The organism is Tardiphaga sp. 20_F10_N6_6 (assembly GCF_052076045.1).
Taxonomy (GTDB): domain Bacteria; phylum Pseudomonadota; class Alphaproteobacteria; order Rhizobiales; family Xanthobacteraceae; genus Tardiphaga; species Tardiphaga robiniae.
Map to the genome: position 1 here is coordinate 5,926,045 of NZ_CP197239.1, position 20,925 is coordinate 5,946,969.

Below are 20,925 nucleotides of genomic sequence, written 5' to 3' on the forward strand. Positions count from 1 at the left end.
CTTCGGGATTCGCTCGCGTGGTGCTCGAATGATCACTTCCGGCTGAGGTCGCGGTAATCGACCTGGCGATGGAACTGATAAGTGTAGCCCGTCAGGTTCGAGGCCATCACCGCGTCCTGGCTCGGCTGCCACAGCGGAATCTGGGGCATCAGGTCGAAGTTCATCGCGTTCAGCACCTTGCCGTCGGCTTCGTACTTGGCCTTGTCAGCCTCGAAACGAGCCTTTTGCGCGACCGCGGTCAGCTCGGCATTGTCGATAGAGCTGTAGTTCCAGCGCTGATTGCCAGTGTAGAAGTTGCGGTAGAAGTAGTCGGTCGATGGCAGCCAGGCGACGATGCCTTCGGTAAAGAAGGGCAGTTTCTTTTCGGTGATCTGCGTCGACATCTGTGCGTCCGGCAGTTTCTGGATATCGACCTTGATGCCGATCTTGGCCAGCGATTCCTTCAGCAGCGCAGCCATCGGCTCAGCCGTCGCCGACTGGCCCACATTGAAGCTGAACGTGGTCGAGAAACCGTCCGGATAGCCTGCGGCCTTCAGATAGGCCTTGGCTTTTTCGAGGTCGAGTTTGATCGGCTGCTTGATCGGGAACGCGCCCGATGGCGGCTTGCCGTCGGCCCAGGTCGCGCCGGCCAGCAAATCACCGCGGCTGAAGAGTGCCGCCTTGAACATGTCGTCATAAGGCAGCGCATAGGCCACGGCGCGACGCACGTCCGGCTTGTCGAAGGGAGCCATCTGGTTGTTCATCGAGATGAAGGTGATGGCGTTATACTGCGGCGTCGAGATCACCTGCAGCTTGCCCTTGGCCTCTAACGCCTGCGCGTCGCTGGCCTGCAGATCGATGACGATATCGGCGTCACCCTTTTCAACCAGGTTGGCGCGCGTTGCCGGCTCCGGCACCGACTGGATGATCAGGCGCTTGAAGAAGGCCTGCTTGTCGCCGGCGGCACGATTCCAGGCGTCGTTACGCTTGAGGATGACCTGCTCGCCGGGCTTGAAGGTTTCGACGATATAGGCGCCCGATCCGGCGGTGTTTTCCTTCAGCCAGGCCTGTGCCCACGGATCTTCCTCGGTGGCGTGGGCCTTGGCGACTTTCGAATTGATGATGATCGGATAGACGGTTGCGAGGTTTGGCAGCGCCAGTTTGTCCGGCTGCGGCAGTGTTACTTCGAATGTCGTGGGATCGATCACCTTGAACTGGCTGGCATCGGTGAGCGAACCGGTCAGCAGCTGCGCCTTGCCAAGGATCTTGGCGGTGACGGCGCGGTCGAGCGACCACTTCACGTCCTCGGCCGTGACCGGCGAGCCGTCCTGGAATTTCGCGTCGTTGCGCAGCTTGAAGGTGATCTTCAGGCCATCCGGGCTGACAGAGTAGGACTCTGCGAGTTCGCCGCGGATCGTGTCGAGATCGAACACCCATTTGCCATTCAGCTGCTTGCGGCCGAACGAGACGAGACGGTCATAGGTCGAGAGGCTGACGGCGAAGGCTTCGCGGGTCGAGCCGGGAATATTGGGATCGAGCGTGTTGACAGCGGCGCCGGTCACGTAACGCAGCGTCTCGGCGCGGGTCTGCGCCTTGGCAGGAACGGCAGCGGTGAAAAATGCCAGCGCTGCGGCGGCGCCGAGCATCTGCTTGGAATAGATCAGTCCCATAACCCTATCCTCTGAATTCGACGGAAACTCTGAACGGACTCGTCAGTGCCGAGGCTGTCGAGCGACTCGTCCACTGAAGCAAGGAACGCGCCAAACGATGGTCGATAGGTGCCAAGCGGAGAACTTTCCCCGTCGGGATAATTTGGCCCTTTAGCTTTTTGCCGCAGCTTCCGTCGCCCTTGCAATGGTCACTTGTGGAACGTCGTAAGCCTCGAACGCGGTCCAGTATCGCTCGATATCCGCGCGGAACAAGCCGCGCGTCAGACCATGCACCAGTTTCGGAATCGCGGTGGTCATCGCATTGATCGACGACCCCGAGGGGCCGAAGCTCATGGTGGACGCAATTGCGAAAAGATGGATGTCGGAGATCCACGGCGTGATGCCGGGAACACGTTCCATCAGCGCATAATCGTCCGCGAGATAGGGGAAACGACCGAGGCGTGGGCTGAGCTCGGTATCCGGCGGCTGATAGCGATCGGACCAGGTCGCGATATTACCCACGCAATTCTGCAATTCCCGACGAGTCGAGAAATCCATGTCGATGCCGGTGCCGCAGATCACGAAGTCTGCGGTGAAGGTACCCTGTGGTGTCTGCAGCGTAACTTGGCTGCCTATTTTTTGTGCTGACTGAATGGGCGTGTTCTCATGCAGGTGAAAGCCTGCATGCCGCGCGCAGCGATCCCATGTCGGCTGTGGGAAGCCTTCGCGCAAGTCCATCAGCCGGCGCATGAAGCGCCAGCGCCAGACATCGTCGAGCTCACTGAAGTGACGCAGCAGCCCGCGGAACGTCAGCCAGTGATAGGGCTGCACGATCTGGATTTCCGCGCGGCGGCACAACAGGTGCACCTCAGCGCCGGCTTCGAGCGCGGTCGCTGCATTGTCGAAGGCGGATGCGCCGGCGCCGATCACGGCGACGGTCTTGCCACGCAGGGCTTCGAAATCGATATCCGCGGATGCATTCACGCAAAGCGACGATGGCAGGTGCTGGAGTTGCTCCGGGATCATCCAGTTGCCCATGCCTTCCTGTCCGGTCGCCAGCAGCACCTTGCGCGCATGGATGATTTCGATGCCGTCGACGCCTTGTACGGTTGCTGCAAGCAAGCCGTTCGCGGCAGGTCCAATGTCCAGGATTTCGCAGCCATTGCGTACAGGCACGCCGGTGATGCGCCTGAACCACAGCAGATAGTCCGCCCAGTGTCCTCGCGGGATGCGATCGAGCGCCTGCCAGTGATCCTTCCCGAACATGGCTTCGTGCCATGACTGATAGGTGAGAGCGGGGATATCGAGATCGGGGCCGGTGAAGTGTTTGGGGCTGCGCAGCGTCGGCATGCGGGCGTAGGTGAGCCAGGGGCCTTCGCGGCCTTCTGCGCTTTTGTCGACAACGAGTATATTGGTGACCTGCGATCGTAGCAGGCCAAAGGCCGCTGTGACGCCGCCCTGGCCGGCGCCGACGATCAGCACGTCCAGCGCGGCTGTGCCGTCCGGCGCGGATTTCGGCTGCAGCCACGGCATGTTCGGATGGGCGATCTTGTGGAGATCGGCGCGGACCTGCGCTTCCAGCGCTGCGAGAGCGTCGCTCATGCTGCGAGCCATCCGCCATCGACCGGCATGACCGTGCCGGTCGTGAACGAGGATGCATCGCTCGCCAGATGCAGCGCGGTCTGCGCGACTTCCTCGGCCAGACCGAACCGCTTCATGGCGTGACGATTGCGCGAAGCATCGCGCACGGGGGCGGGGTCCGCATGGCGCGCGAAACTGCGGCGCAGCAGCGGCGTGTCGATAGCGCCCGGCGCGATCGCATTGACGCGAATGCCATCAGTCGCGAAATCCACCGCCATGGTGCGCGTCAGGCTGATGATCGCGCCTTTCGCCGCGATATAGGCGCTATTGCCCTTGCCGCCGGCAATGGCCAATTGCGAGGCCAGCGTGATGATCGATCCCTTGCCCTGCTTCTGCATCTGCGGAATGGCCGCGCGCGCCCATAGCCAGGTGCCGCCGACATTGGTGCGAAACACGGCGTCCCAATCTTCTGGCGCTGTGGTCACCACGGTGCCGCCGCAGGAAAAGCCGGCCGAGGTCATCAACACGTCGAGCTGACCGCGCCGCGCGACGATCTCCCCGACCACGGTCTGCGCAAAATCGCCGTCGCCGACATCGCCGACATGCATCGATGCCTCGTTTGCATTAGGCAGCATCGCCAGTGTTTCTTTCAGGCCGGCCTCGTCGCGATCGACCAGTGCGACAAACGCGCCTTCCTGTGCGAACAGCACGGCACTGGCCTGGCCGATGCCGGAGCCCCCGCCGGTGATGATTGCTGTACGTCCCTGAAGTCTCATGTCATCACCCTATGCTGTGCCGCGCCGACCAGTCGATCAGATCCGCGGCTGAGTCGGCGCAGCCGAATTTGGCGCGCCATCCGAATTCCTGCTCCAATCGCGCGACCGATAGCGGTGCCCTGTCGCTGTCACTGTGCAGATCGATGGTTGGGGTTTCGCCGACGCTGGCCAGGCGGCAAACAAAGCCCGGATTGGATTCTGCCAATTGTTGGCCCCATTCCAGCGCTGACCACGGCGTGGCGGTTGAGATGTTGTAGAGGCGATGCTGCGTCTTCGGCGCCTCGATCAGCAAAGTCATGGCATCGGCGACATCAGGCGCATAGATCCAGTCCCGCACGCCGGAACGGACCAGAATGGCGGCGCTCTGCTTCGCGTGCGCCGTGAAAATCTGCATCAGCGGGCTGAGCGTATCCCGTACGCCTGTTGCACGCTCCCATGGTCCAAACACGGCGCTGAGCCGCACGCTAATGAAATCGGTCTGCCAGAGCGCGGCGAGGCGCGCGGCGACTTTTTCCGATGCAAATTTGGTGATCGCGTAGAGCGAGACGGGATCGCAGGGCAGTTCTTCATCGAGCAGGGGATATTTAAACGCCGAGGCGCCGTAGGCGCCGGCGGACGACAGATTGATCACGCGTTTGACGCCATTGCGGCGTGCTGCCGCGAGGATCGGCGTTTGCGCCATCAGGTTGACTTGCAGGACGTTTTCCGGGTCGGCGGCATCGCGCTCTGTGCTTGCCGTGATCGCAGCGCCGAGAACAATGGCATCGAAGCCGGCCGCGATGACACTGTCGATCAATGTCCGGTCGAGCACATCGCCGATGATCACCGAAAGCCTGTCGCCATAGTCAGCGAAGGCAAGCTGCGCCGCCGGTGGCAGGCCCGAACGGTCGAACAGGGTCACCACATGGCCGCGCTTCAACAGGGCTTCCGCGATATTCAGCCCGACAAAGCCGGTGCCGCCAAAAACGAGAATCTTCATCGATCAGCCTATGAACCGCGGAGCGGTCCTTCGCCCCTGTTTGGACCATTGTGCTCCATGCCCAAAGCACGTTTTGCAGGCGCTTGGCGATTATGCGGTGTGCAGCGATACGGGCCTAGGCTTTATTCGTCGTGATAGAGGTCTGCTAGGTCTTCGCATCGGTCGCAATCTTCAACGTCGCAAGAACGGCATCGCCCGTCTTGCGCGTATGCGCGCTGAGGGAGGCCGCAAATCCTTGCGCGTCGCGCGCGCGAAGCAGGGCCATGAAAGCCTCGTGTTCCCTGACGGATTCCGTCCACCGTGCCGCGTCATAATTGGCGGTGGCCCGCGCCCGATAGATATTCGCGTTCAACGTCGTCCAGATATTGAGGAGCACGGGATTTTTGGCGAGCCTGGTAATCTCGATATGGATGTCCTGGTTCAGCCTGAAATAGGCCGGGCGCGATGCTTCGCGATGAAGGGTAACAAGCTGGTCGTGCATCGCACTGAGCCGGGCAATATCTTCATCCGTCGCGCGCATTGCGGCCTCGGCGCCGGCAACGCCGTCCAGTGCGACCATGATCGCAAAGCTGTTTGCGATTTCTTCCCTGTCGACCGGGGTGACGACAGGGGTGCGGTGAGGGCGCAGTTCGATCAGCCCTTCGGAGGCCAGTATCTTGAATGCTTCGCGCAAGGGTGTGCGCGATACGCCGAACGTTTCGCACAACATCTTTTCTGGCAAAGGGGCTCCGGCCTGGAGTTCGCCATCGACAATCATTTCGCGCACCTTCGCGACGAGTTGATCGTGCAGCGACATACGGTCCAGCGGCCGTTTTGAATGATCCGAGGAGAGCTTCAGCCGCGTCGGCTTGAAGCGCGTGCGAAGCTTCGCGCGTGGGGCAATCTCACTCATGGTTCAGTCTCTCGGGTGGCGAGGTTGCCTCCAAATGACATCCTTCGCCCAAAAATGGAGCATCGAAGTCGAGATAACGATAATTCATAGTAATTGATATTACTAGATAATTTTGTGATTGTATATCGTATCCGGATTGGCATGGGGCTTGCTGAGTGTGGACGTATCGTGAATTCACCGCCACCCGCTCCGGAGATTGCGACGATGAAGAAAAATCTGCTCGGCATTCTGATTGCGCTTTGTTTGGCATCGATTGCCCCGGCCGCGATGGCCCAGTCCGAGTCGGTGATCAAGCTCGGCTATGCGAAATGTGCCCATTGCACACCGATGTCGCTTACCCCGCAATACGCCAAGGGCGTTCAGATCGATGCGGTTGGATTTAACACAGGCACGGATGCGCTGACTGCGCTTGTCTCGAAGAACATCGACGTCGCCCAGGTGACCTATCTTCATTATGCTATCGCGCTCGACAAGGGTTTCGACGTGGTCGCTATTTCCGGGCAGGTCAATGGCGGTTCAGCAATGTTGGTCGGTAATGATCTGTCGATCGTTCTGAATGACTGGGCTTCGCTCAAGAAAGTCATCGCTGACTACAAGGCAGCGGGAAAGCCATTCCGCGTTGCGGCGTCCCGCGGCAACGCGCAGGACATTCATATGCGCGGCGCCTTTGCCAAGCAGGGCATCGACATCAATAAGGATGTGCAGTTCGTCAACATTCCCAATCCCTCCGATCACCTTCAGGCGCTGCGTCGCGGTGAAATCGAGCTAATCTGCACCGTGGAGCCCTTCGCCACCCAGATCCTTCAGGCCAAGGCCGCCAAGATGTTTGGCCTTCCCTACGATCAGGCGGCGGGAAAGCTCACCAACCTGATCCTGACGCGATCCGATGTCGTCAAGGATAAGCCGAAGCAGCTCGAAGAGACCGTGCGTGCGGTTGTGAAAGTCGATGAATTCGTCGCGGCGGACAAGGGTGCCCTGATCGACGTGATTTCCAAGATCACCGGCCTCGATAAGGCCATCGCCACAGGCGCTGTCGAAAACCTCGATCCGGATCCGAAGATGTACCGCGCATCGGCGCTCGCCATCGCAGCGATGATGCGCGACCTGAAATATATCAATTCCGACGTTTCGGCGGCCGTCGAGAAGAACATGGACTACCGCTTCCTGGAGGCTGCCACCGGCAAGCCGAAATCCGAACTCGGTTACTGAGTCCGGTGATGCGCCAAATCGTCGCGATGTTGAGACGGCTGGATCGGTATGTCGTACCGGTCCTGATTCTGACGGGCTGGGAAGCGTTTTCCCGATCCGGCGCACTGCCGGCGGCGCTGTTGCCGGCGCCTTCCACCGTGGCCTGGGCTTGGGCGGATTGGGTGTTGGGCACCGACGGCAATACCCAGACCTATAGCGGCCACTGGCTGTTCGACATGCTCGCCAGTCTGTCGCGCGTTCTCGCGGGCTTCGCCATCGCCACGGCGCTGGCCGTGTCGGTCGGGGTCGCCATCGGGTGGTCCCGCACTGTCGAGGTGATCATCGAGCCGACGCTGCAGACGCTGCGGCCGATCCCGCCGGTATCGTGGATTCCGCTTGCCATCATCTGGTTCGGCATCGCCAACAAGCCGGCGATTTTCCTGGTGTTCCTCGGTGCGTTTTTTCCGATCCTGCTCAATACGATTCACGGCGTGAAGACCTGCGATCGCAATCTGATCCGCGCCGGCGCGATGGTCGGCGGCGGCAATCGCCAACTGCTGCGCTTCATCGTGCTGCCGGCCGCGCTGCCCAGCATCTTTGCCGGTCTGCGGATCGGCATCGGCTCGGCCTGGATGCTGACGGTGACGGCGGAGATGGTCGCTGTGAAAAGCGGTCTCGGCTATGTGCTGTGGGATTCCTATTATTTCCTGCGCTACGACCTTGTGCTGGCTGCGATGGCCAGCATCGGTCTGCTCGGTTTTCTCAGCGACTTCGGCATCCGTCTCGTGATGGCGCGCGTGCTGCACTGGCAGCGCAACACGACGATCCAGAGCGGGGAGAGCTAGGTCATGGCGACGATCGAAATCTCCGGTGTCTCCAAAATCTTCAAGGACGCGAAACGCAAGGCCGATGTCACGGCTCTCGACCACATAAATATCAAGGTGGAGAAGAATCAGTTTCTCTGTCTGCTCGGCCCCAGCGGATGCGGCAAGTCCACGCTTCTCAATATGATCGCAGGCTTCGAGAAGCCGTCATCCGGCACCGTCACCGTCGATGGTCAATTGATCACGGCGCCCGGTTCGGAGCGCGGCGTGGTGTTTCAGCAGGCCAACCTGATGCCGTGGCTCCCGGTCTGGGAGAATGTCGGCTTCCACCTGCTGCTGCGCGGTGGCCAGAAGGCCGTGCGCCGCGAAACAGCACAGCGCTATATCGACATGGTCGGGCTCACGGGATTTGAAAATCATTATCCGTCCGAACTGTCAGGCGGCATGAATCAGCGTGTCGGCATCGCCCGTGCATTGCTGATGAATCCGCAGGTCATCCTGATGGATGAGCCGTTCGGCGCGCTCGATGAGCAGACCCGGATGGATATGCAGAATGAACTCGTCCGGATCTGGCAGGAACACCAAGGCACGATCGTTTTCGTCACGCACGGCATCGACGAAGCACTGACGCTGGGCACGCATGTTGCCGTGATGAGCGCCCGTCCGGGGCGTATCCGCGAAATCATCCCGTTGGACCTGCCGCGGCCACGCGACATCACCAGCCCGCAGTTCAACGAAATCAAACGTCACGTTCTCGATCTGCTTCGATCTGAACGGACGAAACCATTCCTCGAAACTCTGGATCATCCATGACCAAACGTGTGCTTCTCGGAATGCTGACGCCTTCGTCGAACACGGCGCTGGAGCCGATCACGACTGCCATGCTTGGCGAATTGCCCGAAGTCTCGGCGCATTTCTCGCGTTTCAAGGTCACGGAGATCGCGCTGTCGAACAAGGCGCTCGCCCAATTCGACAATTCGGAAATCCTGCGGGCCGCAGAATTGCTGGCTCATGCGAAGGTCGATGTCATCGGCTGGAATGGAACATCCTCTGGCTGGCTCGGCTTTGAGGCGGATGTCCGCCTGTGTGAGCAGATCACCGCAGCAACCGGGATTCCTGCGACGACGTCGATGTTGGCTCTCAATGAGATTCTTGAACATCAAAAGGTGAAGCGTCTGGGGTACGTGACGCCATATCTGGACGACGTTCAGGCCAAGATTCTGGAGAATTATGAAAAGCTGGGCTTTGCGTGCCAGGGCGAACGCCATCTCGGTCTGCAGGATAACTTCTCGTTCTCCGAAGTGCCCGTTGTGCAACTTGAGGATATGACGCGGGACGTGGCCAAGGAAAAGCCAGACGCTATCACGATCATCTGCACCAATTTGAGAGTTGCACCATCCGCGGCGAAACTGGAAAGGGAGACGGGCATTCCGGTCTATGACACCATTGCCACGGTGGTCTGGAAATGCCTGAAGATGGCTGGCGTCGATACCAAACGCGTCACCCAATGGGGATCGCTGTTTCAGCAAGTCTAGTATTTGTCTGTATGCAACCTGCGTTGCTTAATTGATGAGGTTTTGCTCATGACCGCTTTCGATACCGTCATTCGTCATGGCACCATTGCAACCGCAAGCGAAACCACCAAAGCCGATGTCGGCATCAGGAACGGCCGCATCGTTGCCATCGGCGAAGCGCTGACCGACGCGACCGAGACGGTCGATGCAACCGGTCTGCTGGTGCTGCCCGGCGGTATCGACAGCCACGTTCATATTGCGCAACCATCCGGCCCCGGCATCGTCATGGCCGACGATTTCGAAAGCGCCACGCGCGCCGCAGCCTTCGGCGGCAACACTTTCGTGATGCCTTACTGTCTGCAGGCGAAGGGCCAACCGATCCGCGAGGCGTTGAAGAATTATCACACGCTTGCCGATCAGAATTGCCATATCGATCATTCCTTCCACCTGATCATCGCCGATCCCAGTGAAGCGGTACTCGGGCAGGAACTGCCAGCCTTGATCGCCGATGGCTACACCTCGCTCAAGGTCTTCATGACCTATGAAGACCTCGCGCTGAGCGATCTGCAGATCCTGCAGGTACTGGCCGTGGCGCGTGAATCCGGTGCACTGGTTCAGGTTCATGCGGAGAATTACGACGCCATCCGCTTTCTGGTCGACAAGCTCGAACGCGACGGCAATGTCGGCCCGTATTTTCACGCCAAGTCGCGGCCTATCGTCGTTGAGCGCGAGGCCACGCACCGGGCTCTCTCGCTGGCGGAACTGGTCGATGTGTCGATGGTGGTGGTTCATGTCTCCAATCGGGAGTCCATGGAAGAGATCCGCCGCGCTCAGATGCGCGGGTTGACGATCCATGGCGAGACCTGCCCGCAATATCTCGTGCTGACCGAAGAGGATCTGAAGGATCTGGGTATGGAGGGCGCGAAATATGTCTGCTCGCCGCCACCGCGCGATCTCGCCAGCCAGCAGGCATGCTGGGAAGGTTTGCAGCAGGGCGTATTCTCCCTGTTCTCGTCGGATCATTGCCCGTTTCGCTATGACGACGTGCAGGGCAAGCAACCACCCAACGCGCGTACCAGCTTCCGCTGGATTCCGAACGGCATTCCCGGTGTCGAGACGCGCCTTCCGATCCTGTTCTCGGAAGGTGTCAGCAAGGGCCGCATCACGCTCAACCAGTTTGTGGCACTGACCTCGACCAATCATGCGAAGACCTATGGCCTCACCGGCAAGGGCTCCATCGCCATCGGCTACGATGCCGATATCGCGCTGTGGGATTCGAAGCGCCAAGCAACGCTCACCCAGGCGAACCTGCATCACGGCGCCGATTACACGCCTTATGAAGGTTTGGAGATTACGGGCTGGCCGGTGGCAACGATGCTGCGCGGGAAATTCGTTACGCGCGACGGCAAGCTCGTCGGCGAAAAAGGCGAGGGACGCTATGTCAGCCGTGCGGCGCCATTTCCCGGCAAGGGTGCGACATCATCGGCCGCGTAACAGCGCGCGGTCGTCGCGCGCGCAGGCCGTGATGAATTCCAGTACGGCGCGCACCGACGGCTGATCGACGAGGTCCGGATGCGCCAGCAGCCAGATATCAGAGAGGCTGGCCAGCTTCTGCGGTGCCACGCGGATCAGATCCGCATGGGCGTCGCCGACGATGCATGACAGCACGCAGATGCCAATTCCTGCGCGGACGGCTGCAAGCATATCCGCTTGCGACGAGCAGCGGATGGCGACGGTGGCGTCCTTGGTGATGTGGTCGCTCCAGCGTCCGAGTTCGGAATTCGACGATTTGTCGGCGAAGCCGATGACAGTGTGGTCCTTCCAAGCGGCCCGCTGTTCGGGCAGCGGGCATCGCGCTGCGTAATCGCGCGAGGCGTAGAAGCCAACGCCGAGCTTGGCGATTTTCCGTCCGGTGAGATTTTCGTCGCCGGTCTGATACAGCCGCAGCACGATGTCGGCTTCGCGCTTGCGTACGCTGACCGGGAAGGGATGCGTCACCAGCTGGATCTCGACATGCGGATGCTGGCGGATGAAAGCGCCGATATGCGGCATCAGCCAGAAATTCGCCAGCGTCGGTCCGATCGACACCTTGACCACGCCGCGTGCGCTCTGGCCCGACGCGCCGGCGGCAGCTTCTGCTTTCAGCGCGGCCTCGGCCATCGCTTTGGTGCTCTCATGAAAGCGCCGCCCGCGGGCAGTCAGCACCAGCCCTTCGTCGGAGCGCACGAACAGCTTGGTGCCAAGTTGCTTCTCCAGCGCCGCGACCTCGCGGCTCACGGTCGGGTGGCTGGTGCGCAACTGCCTGGACGCGCCGAGATAGCTTCCGGCGTCGACCACGGCATTGAAGGTGCGACAGAGATCCCAGTCCATGTGATCAAATCCGGAAGGCCAATTGTTCAAATTCGAACAACACGCACGGGCGGTCAACCCCTATAGTTCGGTTATAAAAAATATAAGGAAACGCTTATGTCGCTCCCCAAAGCTCTCGATGGCACCCTCGAGCTGCCTGTGCTCGGTTCCCCGCTGTTCATCGTCTCCGGTCCTGAACTCGTCATTGCGCAATGCAAGGCCGGTATCGTCGGTTCGTTTCCAGCGCTGAATGCGCGGCCGGTGGAAGTGCTCGATCAGTGGCTGACGCGCATCGAGGATGAGCTCGGCGAATACAAAGCGAAGAATCCCGGCAAGAAGGTCGCGCCCTATGCGGTCAACCAGATCTGCCACGCGTCCAACGACCGGTTGATGAAGGACATGGAAACCTGTGTGAAGCACAAGGTTCCGATCATCATCACCTCGTTGCGCCCGCCCTCGGAGATCGTCGAGGCCGCGCATTCCTATGGCGGCGTCGTGTTTCATGACGTTATCAACGTCAAGCATGCGCGCAAGGCAGCCGAGCAGGGCGTCGATGGCCTGATCCTGGTCTGCGCCGGTGCCGGTGGTCATGCCGGTACGTTGTCACCCTTCGCGCTGGTGCGCGAAGTGAAGCAGTGGTTCAAGGGGACTGTGCTGGTATCTGGTGCAATCTCCGACGGCTACGGGATTGCGTCGGCGCTCGCACTCGGCGCAGACCTCGCTTATATGGGCACGCGCTTCATTGCGACCGAAGAAGCTAATGCCGACCCGGCCTACAAGAAGGCGCTGACCGAATTCGCCGCGCATGACACGGTCTACACCAACCTGTTCACCGGTATTCACGGCAACTATCTCGGCCCGTCCATCGCAGCCGCCGGCCTCGATCCCGACAATCTTCCGGTGGCTGACAAGACCAAGATGAACTTCGGCTCCGGCGGTAACATGAAGGTCAAGGCCTGGAAGGACATCTGGGGTTGCGGCCAGGGTATCGGCCAGATCGTTGATGCTCCCCCGGTGGCAGAACTCGTGGACCGCCTGAAGCGCGAATATGCGGAAGCGACCGGAGACTTTGCGAGACGGGCACGCGCATAAGCGCGGCCCGATAAAAATATAACGGGGAGAAGACAATCATGACATCAGTCATGCTGAGGACGCTTGGGCTGTTCGCTTTTGCCGTCTGCGTGAATGCGCCGACGCAAGCTGCGGCCAACAGCAAGGAAGAGATCAAGATCGGGCAGACGCTTCCCTATAGCGGGCCGCTCTCGGGCTTCGGCGTGATCGGCCGCGCGCAGGAAGCCTATTTTGCCAAGCTCAACGCCGAAGGCGGCATTAACGGGCGCAAGATCAAGTTCATCAGTCTCGATGACGCCTATTCGCCGCCGAAGACCGTGGAGCAGACCCGCAAACTGGTGGAGCAGGATGAGGTTCTGATGATGTTCGGGACGCTCGGCACCGCGACCAACAACGCGGTGCATCGCTATTTGAACAGCAAGAAAATTCCGCAGCTGTTCGTGCTATCAGGCGCGACCAAATGGGCGGATCCGAAAGGTTTTCCGTGGACCATGCCGGGCATGGCCGCCTATGAATCGGAAGGCGTTGTCTACGCCAAGCACGTGTTGAAGACCAAGCCGGGTGCCAAGATCGCCATTCTCGCGCAGAACGACGATCTCGGCAAAGACTATGTGGCTGGCTTTAAACGTGCGCTGGGCGACAAGGCCGCCAGTATGATCGTATCCGAGGCGACCTATGAGACCAGTGCGCCGACGATCTCGTCGCAGCTTGCGGCGCTCAAATCGTCCGGCGCGAATGTGCTGTTTGGCGCGGTGGTCGGCAAATTCTCGTCGCAGATGATCAAGGGCGCTGCGGAAATCGGCTGGAAGCCGGACCTGATGTTCGTCCCCACGTCCGCTTCGTCGATCACCTTTCTGGAGCCGGCAGGTCTGGACAACGCCACCGGCCTGATCACGTCGAGTTATCAGAAAGACATCAATGACGCGTCATGGGCCAACGACGAGGACGTGAAGGCCTATTTCGCTTTCATGAAAGAGAGCCTGCCGTCAGCTGATCCGCGCAACACCAATTATGCAACCGGATTCCTGAATGCGCATCTCATCACGCATATCCTGAAAGCGTGCGGCGATGACGTCAGCCGGGAGAATATCCTGCGTCAGGCGACGTCGATGAAGAACGTCAAGCTGCCGCTGTTGCTGTCGGGCGTCACGGTCAATACCGACAAGGATGACTATCTTTCGTTCCAGCAACTGCGGCTGCGCCGTTTCAACGGCAAGAACTGGGAAGGCTTTGGCGAATTGCTCGACGACCAGTGAGCATCTGTACCATCACATCGACAGAACAAGGATCGAAGCCAGCGATGGCTTCGATCGATTCAAGAACAATATAAGGGCGGACAATGATTATCAGCGGCGACCGGGCGATCAGCTATCCGGACATCATGCAGCGCATCGCCAAGGTGGCGACCGGGTTCAAGAGCCTCGGTGCAGGCGCCGATGCGCCGGTCGGCATGATGCTGCGCAACGATTTCGCGCTGTTCGAGACGGCGTTCGGCGCAGGTGCGCTCGGCGCGCGTGTGGTCCCGATCAACTGGCACCTTAAAGGTGAGGAGGTCAGCTACATCCTCGCCGACAGCGGTGCGAAACTGCTGGTCTGCCACGCTGATCTTTTGCCGCAGATCAAAGATAATTTGCCCGCGGGATTTCCGATCCTGATCGTCCGCACGCCGCCGGAGATCGCAGTCGCCTATGGTGTTGCCGAAGCTGCGACCGAGGTGCCTGCAGGCGCCACGGACTTCGATGTCTGGCGCGAGTTGCATGCGCCGATGGAGAACGTTCCCAAGCGCGCGCTGACCATGTTCTACACGTCGGGCACCACGGGCCGTCCCAAGGGCGTGACCCGCGCGGCCATGACGCCGGAACAGGCTGCGGCATCCGAGCGCGTCGGCGGCATCGCCTATGGGCTGAAGCCGAACGAGGATCAGATCATCCTGATGAACGGGCCGATGTATCACTCGGCGCCAAGCTCCTACGGGCTGATGGCATTCCGTCATGGCAGCACGATCGTGCTCGAACCGCGTTTCGATCCCGAGGATCTGCTGCAGCTCACCGAGAAGCACCGCATCACCAACATGCATATGGTGCCGACTATGTTCGTGCGGCTGCTGCGTCTGCCGGACGAGGTGAAGTCGCGCTACGACCTGTCGTCGCTGCGCTTCATCATCCATGGCGCAGCGCCGTGCCCGATCCATGTCAAGCAGGCGATGATTGCGTGGTGGGGACCGGTGATCAACGAATATCTCGGTTCCACCGAAACCGGGGTACCGATCTGGCATTCATCGGAGGAGGCGCTGAGGAAGCCGGGCACCGTCGGTCGCACCATCGAGGGGGGCATGGTTAAGATCTTCGATGCGGACGGCAAGGAATGTCCGGTCAATGTGCCCGGTGAAATCTTCATGCGGCAGACCTCGGTGCCGGATTTCGACTATCAGGGCCGCCCCGACGCACGGGCCGAAGCCGGCCGCGAGGGCCTGATCAGCGTCGGTGACGTCGGCTATCTCGACGAGGACGGCTATCTCTTCATGTGTGATCGCAAGCGCGACATGGTCATCTCCGGCGGCGTCAACATCTATCCCGCCGAGATCGAGAACACGCTGATCGGCATGAACGGCGTGCGGGACTGCGCGGTGTTCGGCGTGCCCGACGACGAATTCGGCGAACGACTGGTGGGCTGCGTCGAACTCGAAGATGATACGCAGCTCTCCTCGTCCGAGATCCAAGCCTATCTCAAGCAGCGGCTTGCCAACTTCAAGGTGCCGAAGGAAATCCACTTCCACACGGCGCTGCCGCGCGAGTCGACCGGCAAGATCTTCAAGCGCAAGCTGCGCGATCGATACGGTGCCGCGCCGGCTGCTTAATCGCCAATGTTCGTCGCAACGGCTCCTTGCAATGACGGCGCAAAGAAAAGGCGCCGAGCTCGTTGCTCGGCGCCTTTTCTCTTTCGAGGACAGCGGCGATCAGGTGTTGATCCAGACCGCCTTGATGTTCAGATATTCGTTGATGTGATGGACGCCGGACTCGCGGCCATAGCCGCTCATCTTGTAGCCGCCGAACGGCACGGCAGGATCCATCGCCTGATAGCAATTGATCCAGACCGAGCCGGCCTGCAGGGACTTCGCGAGGCGATGCGCCTTGCTGACATCCCTGGTCCAGACGCCACTGCCGAGACCGAAGGTCGTGTTGTTGGCGCGCTGCACTAGCTCGTCCATGTCGGTGAACGAGATCGCGGAGATCACCGGCCCGAAGATCTCTTCCTGCGCGATCTTCATGCTGTCCTGGACGTTGGCGAACACGGTCGGCTGCACGAAGAAGCCCTTCGACAGTTCGCCGTCCATCAGGCGGCCACCGCCGGACAGCGCCTTGGCGCCTTCGCCGCTTCCGGTGGTGAGATAGCCGGTGACGCGGTCGAGCTGTTCCTTGGAGACCAATGGCCCGAGCTGGGTGTCGGGGTTGGCACCATTACCGACCTTTAACTTCCCAGCGAATTCGGCGACGCGGCCAACGAATTCGTCATAGATCCTCTTTTCGACGAACAGGCGGGTGCCGGCGCTGCAGATCTGCCCGGAATTTGCGAACACCGCCATGGCAGCGCCAGGAACAGCCGCATCGAGATCGGCATCGGAGAACACGATGTTCGGCGACTTGCCGCCGAGCTCGAGCGACACGCGCTTGAGGTTGCCGGCCGAGGCGCGGATGATCGACTGGCCGGTGAAGTGGGAACCGGTGAAAGCGACCTTGTTGACGTCCATATGCGAGGCCAGCGCGGCGCCGGCGGTTTCGCCATAGCCCGGCACGACGTTGATGACGCCAGCCGGGAAGCCGGCTTCCAAGGCCAGCTCACCGAGGCGTAGCGAGGTCAGCGGGGCTTCTTCAGCTGGCTTCAGCACGATGGTGCAGCCGGTGGCGATAGCAGGGCCGATCTTCCAGATGCTGGCTGACAGCGGCGAGTTCCACGGAATGATCGCGCCGACGACGCCGACTGGCTCCTTCAGCGTGTAGGAGAAGATTTCGCCCGGCAGCGAATTCTCGATGGTTTCGCCATAGATCAGCGTGGCCTGGCCGGCATAGAAGCGCAGCATGCCGAGGATGCGCTGCTTGCCCGCGAAGGTGCGCATGACAGGCGCGCCCATATCGAGCGTATCGAGCAAAGCGAGTTCGTCAAAATGCTTCTCGACGAGCTCGGCGAATTTCAGCAGCAGCGCCTGGCGCTCATAGGGCTTGGCCTTGCTCCACGGACCTTCGAAGGCGCGGCGGGCGGCGGCGACCGCAAGGTCGATATCCCCAGCATCGCCTTCGGCGACGGTGGCTAGCAGCTCACCGGTAGCGGGGTTATGCGTCTCGAATTTCTTGCCCGACTTCGCATCGACCCATTTGCCGTCGATCAGCATCTGCTTGTAGGAGCCGTTCGCGTAAGGGTGCGCGGTGGCAGAGATTGGCTGCATCAAGCCCATAATGTGATCCTCCCGGACGTTTGTTTGAAGTGTCGTTGTAGCGCGCGAAATATATCGTTTTCACGAAACGGGTAAAGGCGGGGAATCTGCAGCGTTCTGCATGGGTGATCTTCGCGACCAATTCACGATCGTGAATTCGCGTCTGGAATCGTTCAACCGATCTCGCGGATCCAGCGCGTGAAAATGCGATCGGCCTGAACTGGCAGTCGGTTGGCGACGGCAGCGGTGTTTGAACGCAGCTGCGCGATGGGAATGCCGGCGGCGGCCAATTCGACCGCGTGACCGACATACCATTCCTCGAGCTGCCGTGGATCGGCTTCGAGATGGAACTGCAGCGCCAGTGCATGGCGACCATAGGCAAAGGCCTGGTTGTCATAGGCGTCGTTCGAGGCGAGGCGAATGGCGCCCTCCGGCAGATCGAAGGTGTCGCCATGCCAATGCAGAACGCTGGCGCCATCCTCCGCCAGCGGCGCGAGGCATGAGGCCGCGCCCTGCTTGGTCGGGGATACTTGGCCCCAGCCGATCTCCTTGATATCGCCGGCATAGACGCGGGCGCCGAGTGCGCGGGCCATCAATTGTGCGCCAAGGCAGATGCCGAGCGTCGGGCGCCCCTGCGCGAGACGCCGTTCCAGCAGGGCGATCTCACGTGTCAGGAACGGGTAGGCGTCGGCCTCATAGACGCCGATGGGGCCGCCCAGCACGATCAGGAGGTCGGCATCTTCGATGGAGCGGTGGGAGACGTCATCAATGGCGGCATCGCAGAACGAGACGTCCCATCCCTCACGATCCAGTACCGACGACAGCAGGCCCAGGTCCTCGAAAGCGACATGACGCAGGGCGACGGCAGAACGCCGGTGACGGTTCATGAAGAAGGGCTCACACGCAATTGACCGGCAATCGTTATATCCATAAGAATATAACGATCAACAGCCAATTGTGTGGCGCAAGGATGCGCTGGGTGCCTCAGACGTTGAGATTCATCCAGACGGCCTTCGGCTCGGTAAAGTTCTCAAGCGCCGCATCGCCATGCTCGCGGCCGAAGCCGGAATCGCGTGAGCCGCCCCAGGGGAGCCGGACATCCGTATAGCCATAGGTGTTGATCCAGACTGTGCCTGCCTTCACCTGTTTGGCGAAGCGCTGCACGCGGCCGATATCCGAGCTCCAGACACCGGCGGCGAGGCTGTATTTCGTGCCATTGGCCTTGCTGATGGCATCAGCCTCATCGAAGAATCTGATGATGCTGACGACGGGACCGAAGATCTCTTCCTGCGAGACGCGCATTTCGTGTTCGACATTGGCGAACACCGTAGGCGCGACGAAATAGCCGCGATCGCCGATGCGTGTACCGCCGATCGTCACGATGGCGCCTTCCTTGGTGCCGATATCGACATAGTCCAGCACCCGCTTCATCTGCAGTTCCGAGACGATCGGTCCCATCGTCGTGCCGGACTGCGTGGGATCGCCGACGCGGATGGCCTTGGCGCGGGTCGTCATGCGCTCCACGACCTCGTCATAGACCGACGCATGCGCGAGAATGCGCGAACCGGCCGAGCAGACCTGGCCGGAATTGAAGAAGATGCCGGAAGCGGCGGCCTTGGTGGCGGAATCCAGATCGGCGTCGTCGAAGATCACATTGGCCGATTTGCCCCCGAGTTCGAGCGTGACGCGCTTCAGATTGCCGGCAGCGCCGGCGAGGATTTCTCGGCCGACGGTCGGCGATCCCGTGAAGGTGATCTTGTCAATGTCGGGGTGATCGACCATGGCACGGCCGGCGGTCTTGCCAAATCCCGGCACGATATTCAGCGTGCCCGGCGGCAGGCCGGCGTCCAGTGCCAGTTCGCCAATCCGCAGTGCCGAAAGCGGCGTGATCTCGGCCGGCTTCAGCACGACGGTGCAGCCACAGGCCAGCGCCGGTGCGATCTTCCACATCCCGATCATCAGCGGGAAATTCCATGGCACGATGGCGCCGACGACGCCGATCGGCTCACGCACCGTATAGGTCAGTGCATCATGGCGCGCCGGGATCACCTGTCCGTTGATCTTGTCGGCCCAGCCCGCATAGTAGCGCAGCGTGTCGATGGCGGCAGGCAGGTCCTGGCGCTGCACGGCGGCGAGCGGCTTGCCGGTGTCGAGACTTTCCAGCGCGATCAGTTCCTGCGCGTGATCTTCCAGCAGTTGTGCGAAACGCTGCAGCACGAGGCCGCGATCGGCCGCGCGCATGCGGCCCCACGGACCCTCGAGCGCCCTGCGCGCCGCGCGGACCGCACGGTCGATATCGCCGCTGTCGGCTTCGGCGACGACGGCGATGATCTCGCCCGTCGCGGGATTGAGGACATCGAAATATCGGCCGGACAACGGCTCGACCTGCTGGCCGTCGATGAGGAGCCGTTTGCGCGTCAGTTTCGACGATGCAGAAATGGCAAGATCAGCATGTGAGATCTCTGGCATAGTGTATACCTCCCGATGTTTCGACGATCGGATCAGGAGGGGCATTGACAGTAAATATGAGAACGTGAGTCACGGCGCGGCGGCACATATGCAATCGCGAACATAGGTGGCAGGGCGATAGGAAGCACGATGCGCATCGATATCGAAACCATCTGGCGATTCCGCAAGCCGGGTTCGCGCCAGCCGACATCGGTGATGCTCGGCTTTCTCAAGGACATCAACGAAACCGGCAAGCTGACGCTCGCGGCCAGCAGCAACCAGCTGTCCTACCGCCATGCGTGGAGCCTGGTGAATGACTGGTCGGCCTTCTTCGGCGTGCCGGTGGTCGAGCGGAGCAAGGGCAAGGGCACCAAGCTGACGGCATTTGGCGAGAAACTGGTCTGGGCCGGCGAACGGCTGGAAGCGCGGCTCGGACCGCAGCTCGACAATCTGGCGCAGGAACTGGCGACCGAACTCAAGGAGCTGCTGCCCAACCATCCTGCGGTCATCCGCGTTCATGCCAGTCACGGTTTTGCCGTGTCGAAATTGCGCGAGATGCTGAACACCACGGCGGGCACGGGCATCGATCTACGCTATGTCAGCAACCAGACCTCGCTGGTGTCGCTGGCGCATAACACCTGCGATCTCGCCGGCGTGCATCTGCCGCGCGGCGAATTGCGCAAGCGCAGCGTCAATGCCTGCAAGGAGTGGGTCGACAACCGCGTCCATCGCGTCGTCGGTTTCGCGACCCGCGAAATGGGCCTCATGGTGAAGCCCGGCAATCCGCTGCGCATCACATCGATGGAAGCGCTGATCAATCCCGCGATCCGCTTCGTCAATCGCGATCAGGATTCCGGTACGGGGTTGCTGTTCGATCAGCTGCTTCGCCAACACAAGATCGATCCCGAGCAGATCAATGGTTATCAGCAGGTGGAGTTCACTCATGCGGCAGTCGCCGCTTATGTTGCCAGTGACATGGCCGACGTGGCCTTCGGCGTCGAGGCTGCGGCGCGGCAATTCGGGCTGGATTTCGTGCGGCTGCTGACCGAGGATTACTATTTCGTCTGCCGCGAGACATTGCTCGATCAGGAACCGATGCAGCATATCCTCGCATTGCTGCGCAGCGCAGAGTTTCATGACGTGGTGGTCAAGCTGCCCGGCTATGCCGCGTCGGACACCGGCGCGATCAAGACCGTGAACGAGGTGTTTCACGGGAAGAAATCGTAGTCATGCGCGGATGGACGCC

At 60.8% G+C, this 20,925-nt stretch carries 18 protein-coding genes; 9 read left to right on the plus strand and 9 right to left on the minus strand.

Annotation, left to right across the window (positions count from 1 at the left end):
- Positions 1–32: 32 nt before the first annotated feature.
- The 5 genes from AB7813_RS28295 to AB7813_RS28315 form a co-directional block, all read right to left on the minus strand.
- Positions 33–1,649 carry an ABC transporter substrate-binding protein gene (locus tag AB7813_RS28295; RefSeq protein ID WP_439082851.1) on the minus strand — a complete coding sequence of 539 codons (1,617 nt, stop codon included), beginning with the start codon at positions 1,647–1,649 and terminating at the stop codon, positions 33–35.
- A 150-nt stretch (positions 1,650–1,799) separates the two neighbouring features.
- Positions 1,800–3,230, minus strand: a complete 1,431-nt coding sequence (locus AB7813_RS28300; RefSeq protein ID WP_439082850.1) for an NAD(P)-binding domain-containing protein — start codon at positions 3,228–3,230, stop codon at positions 1,800–1,802.
- Entirely contained in the window at positions 3,227–3,985 is a 759-nt protein-coding gene (locus tag AB7813_RS28305; RefSeq protein WP_439070592.1) for an SDR family oxidoreductase, read from the minus strand. Before AB7813_RS28305 ends, AB7813_RS28300 begins: the two co-directional genes overlap by 4 nt.
- A gap of 4 nt (positions 3,986–3,989) precedes the next feature.
- Complete coding sequence (locus AB7813_RS28310) at positions 3,990–4,964, minus strand: NAD-dependent epimerase/dehydratase family protein (protein WP_439082849.1); 975 nt, start codon at positions 4,962–4,964, stop codon at positions 3,990–3,992.
- A 145-nt stretch (positions 4,965–5,109) separates the two neighbouring features.
- A complete protein-coding gene (locus AB7813_RS28315) occupies positions 5,110–5,856 on the minus strand; it encodes a GntR family transcriptional regulator (RefSeq protein WP_439082848.1) in 747 nt (248 codons plus the stop codon).
- A 204-nt stretch (positions 5,857–6,060) separates the two neighbouring features.
- Here AB7813_RS28315 and AB7813_RS28320 point away from each other — a divergent pair, with 204 nt between their 5' ends.
- Genes AB7813_RS28320 through hydA form a run of 5 tightly spaced genes read left to right on the plus strand, consistent with a single transcriptional unit; the run spans position 6,061 to position 10,876 of the window.
- A complete protein-coding gene (locus tag AB7813_RS28320; protein WP_439082847.1) occupies positions 6,061–7,065 on the plus strand; it encodes an ABC transporter substrate-binding protein in 1,005 nt (334 codons plus the stop codon).
- A gap of 8 nt (positions 7,066–7,073) precedes the next feature.
- Positions 7,074–7,889, plus strand: a complete 816-nt coding sequence (locus tag AB7813_RS28325; protein WP_439082846.1) for an ABC transporter permease — start codon at positions 7,074–7,076, stop codon at positions 7,887–7,889.
- Positions 7,890–7,892: 3 nt separating this feature from the next.
- Positions 7,893–8,681: an ABC transporter ATP-binding protein gene (locus tag AB7813_RS28330; protein WP_439082845.1), complete on the plus strand. Its 789-nt coding sequence runs from the start codon at positions 7,893–7,895 to the stop codon at positions 8,679–8,681.
- Positions 8,678–9,403: a maleate cis-trans isomerase family protein gene (locus AB7813_RS28335; protein WP_068737385.1), complete on the plus strand. Its 726-nt coding sequence runs from the start codon at positions 8,678–8,680 to the stop codon at positions 9,401–9,403. Before AB7813_RS28330 ends, AB7813_RS28335 begins: the two co-directional genes overlap by 4 nt.
- A 48-nt stretch (positions 9,404–9,451) precedes the next feature.
- A complete protein-coding gene (gene hydA, locus AB7813_RS28340; protein ID WP_439082844.1) occupies positions 9,452–10,876 on the plus strand; it encodes a dihydropyrimidinase in 1,425 nt (474 codons plus the stop codon).
- Here hydA and AB7813_RS28345 read toward each other — a convergent pair.
- Positions 10,862–11,752, minus strand: a complete 891-nt coding sequence (locus AB7813_RS28345; RefSeq protein ID WP_439082843.1) for a LysR family transcriptional regulator — start codon at positions 11,750–11,752, stop codon at positions 10,862–10,864. The two genes, hydA and AB7813_RS28345, sit on opposite strands and share 15 nt — an antisense overlap.
- Positions 11,753–11,848: 96 nt before the next feature.
- Here AB7813_RS28345 and AB7813_RS28350 point away from each other — a divergent pair, with 96 nt between their 5' ends.
- The 3 genes from AB7813_RS28350 to AB7813_RS28360 all read left to right on the plus strand — a co-directional run bounded on the left by AB7813_RS28350 (position 11,849) and on the right by AB7813_RS28360 (position 15,659).
- Positions 11,849–12,823 carry an NAD(P)H-dependent flavin oxidoreductase gene (locus AB7813_RS28350; RefSeq protein ID WP_089268011.1) on the plus strand — a complete coding sequence of 325 codons (975 nt, stop codon included), beginning with the start codon at positions 11,849–11,851 and terminating at the stop codon, positions 12,821–12,823.
- A gap of 50 nt (positions 12,824–12,873) precedes the next feature.
- Positions 12,874–14,058, plus strand: coding sequence for an ABC transporter substrate-binding protein (locus AB7813_RS28355; RefSeq protein ID WP_439084196.1), 1,185 nt, complete (start codon positions 12,874–12,876; stop codon positions 14,056–14,058).
- An 83-nt stretch (positions 14,059–14,141) separates the two neighbouring features.
- Complete coding sequence (locus AB7813_RS28360) at positions 14,142–15,659, plus strand: acyl-CoA synthetase (RefSeq protein ID WP_439063165.1); 1,518 nt, start codon at positions 14,142–14,144, stop codon at positions 15,657–15,659.
- 99 nt (positions 15,660–15,758) lie between these two features.
- Here the strand turns inward: AB7813_RS28360 and AB7813_RS28365 are convergent, their stop codons facing one another.
- The 3 genes from AB7813_RS28365 to AB7813_RS28375 all read right to left on the minus strand — a co-directional run bounded on the left by AB7813_RS28365 (position 15,759) and on the right by AB7813_RS28375 (position 19,700).
- Complete coding sequence (locus tag AB7813_RS28365; RefSeq protein WP_439082842.1) at positions 15,759–17,252, minus strand: aldehyde dehydrogenase family protein; 1,494 nt, start codon at positions 17,250–17,252, stop codon at positions 15,759–15,761.
- Between the two features lie 152 nt (positions 17,253–17,404).
- Positions 17,405–18,118 carry a glutamine amidotransferase gene (locus AB7813_RS28370; RefSeq protein WP_439063167.1) on the minus strand — a complete coding sequence of 238 codons (714 nt, stop codon included), beginning with the start codon at positions 18,116–18,118 and terminating at the stop codon, positions 17,405–17,407.
- A 97-nt stretch (positions 18,119–18,215) separates the two neighbouring features.
- A complete protein-coding gene (locus AB7813_RS28375) occupies positions 18,216–19,700 on the minus strand; it encodes an aldehyde dehydrogenase family protein (RefSeq protein WP_439063168.1) in 1,485 nt (494 codons plus the stop codon).
- Between the two features lie 129 nt (positions 19,701–19,829).
- Here AB7813_RS28375 and AB7813_RS28380 point away from each other — a divergent pair, with 129 nt between their 5' ends.
- The gene (locus AB7813_RS28380) at positions 19,830–20,906 is read left to right on the plus strand and encodes a substrate-binding domain-containing protein (protein ID WP_439063169.1); all 1,077 of its coding nucleotides are present in this window, start codon (positions 19,830–19,832) and stop codon (positions 20,904–20,906) included.
- Positions 20,907–20,925: the final 19 nt, after the last annotated feature.

Excerpts from the sequence above, each read along its gene's own strand:
- AB7813_RS28295 (WP_439082851.1), bottom strand. The coding sequence starts at position 1,649 with ATGGGACTGATCTATTCCAAGCAGATGCTCGGCGCCGCCGCAGCGCTG.
- AB7813_RS28300 (WP_439082850.1), bottom strand. The coding sequence starts at position 3,230 with ATGAGCGACGCTCTCGCAGCGCTGGAAGCGCAGGTCCGCGCCGATCTC.
- AB7813_RS28305 (WP_439070592.1), bottom strand. The coding sequence starts at position 3,985 with ATGAGACTTCAGGGACGTACAGCAATCATCACCGGCGGGGGCTCCGGC.
- AB7813_RS28310 (WP_439082849.1), bottom strand. The coding sequence starts at position 4,964 with ATGAAGATTCTCGTTTTTGGCGGCACCGGCTTTGTCGGGCTGAATATC.
- AB7813_RS28315 (WP_439082848.1), bottom strand. The coding sequence starts at position 5,856 with ATGAGTGAGATTGCCCCACGCGCGAAGCTTCGCACGCGCTTCAAGCCG.
- AB7813_RS28320 (WP_439082847.1), top strand. The coding sequence starts at position 6,061 with ATGAAGAAAAATCTGCTCGGCATTCTGATTGCGCTTTGTTTGGCATCG.
- AB7813_RS28325 (WP_439082846.1), top strand. The coding sequence starts at position 7,074 with ATGCGCCAAATCGTCGCGATGTTGAGACGGCTGGATCGGTATGTCGTA.
- AB7813_RS28330 (WP_439082845.1), top strand. The coding sequence starts at position 7,893 with ATGGCGACGATCGAAATCTCCGGTGTCTCCAAAATCTTCAAGGACGCG.
- AB7813_RS28335 (WP_068737385.1), top strand. The coding sequence starts at position 8,678 with ATGACCAAACGTGTGCTTCTCGGAATGCTGACGCCTTCGTCGAACACG.
- hydA (WP_439082844.1), top strand. The coding sequence starts at position 9,452 with ATGACCGCTTTCGATACCGTCATTCGTCATGGCACCATTGCAACCGCA.
- AB7813_RS28345 (WP_439082843.1), bottom strand. The coding sequence starts at position 11,752 with ATGGACTGGGATCTCTGTCGCACCTTCAATGCCGTGGTCGACGCCGGA.
- AB7813_RS28350 (WP_089268011.1), top strand. The coding sequence starts at position 11,849 with ATGTCGCTCCCCAAAGCTCTCGATGGCACCCTCGAGCTGCCTGTGCTC.
- AB7813_RS28355 (WP_439084196.1), top strand. The coding sequence starts at position 12,874 with ATGCTGAGGACGCTTGGGCTGTTCGCTTTTGCCGTCTGCGTGAATGCG.
- AB7813_RS28360 (WP_439063165.1), top strand. The coding sequence starts at position 14,142 with ATGATTATCAGCGGCGACCGGGCGATCAGCTATCCGGACATCATGCAG.
- AB7813_RS28365 (WP_439082842.1), bottom strand. The coding sequence starts at position 17,252 with ATGGGCTTGATGCAGCCAATCTCTGCCACCGCGCACCCTTACGCGAAC.
- AB7813_RS28370 (WP_439063167.1), bottom strand. The coding sequence starts at position 18,118 with ATGAACCGTCACCGGCGTTCTGCCGTCGCCCTGCGTCATGTCGCTTTC.
- AB7813_RS28375 (WP_439063168.1), bottom strand. The coding sequence starts at position 19,700 with ATGCCAGAGATCTCACATGCTGATCTTGCCATTTCTGCATCGTCGAAA.
- AB7813_RS28380 (WP_439063169.1), top strand. The coding sequence starts at position 19,830 with ATGCGCATCGATATCGAAACCATCTGGCGATTCCGCAAGCCGGGTTCG.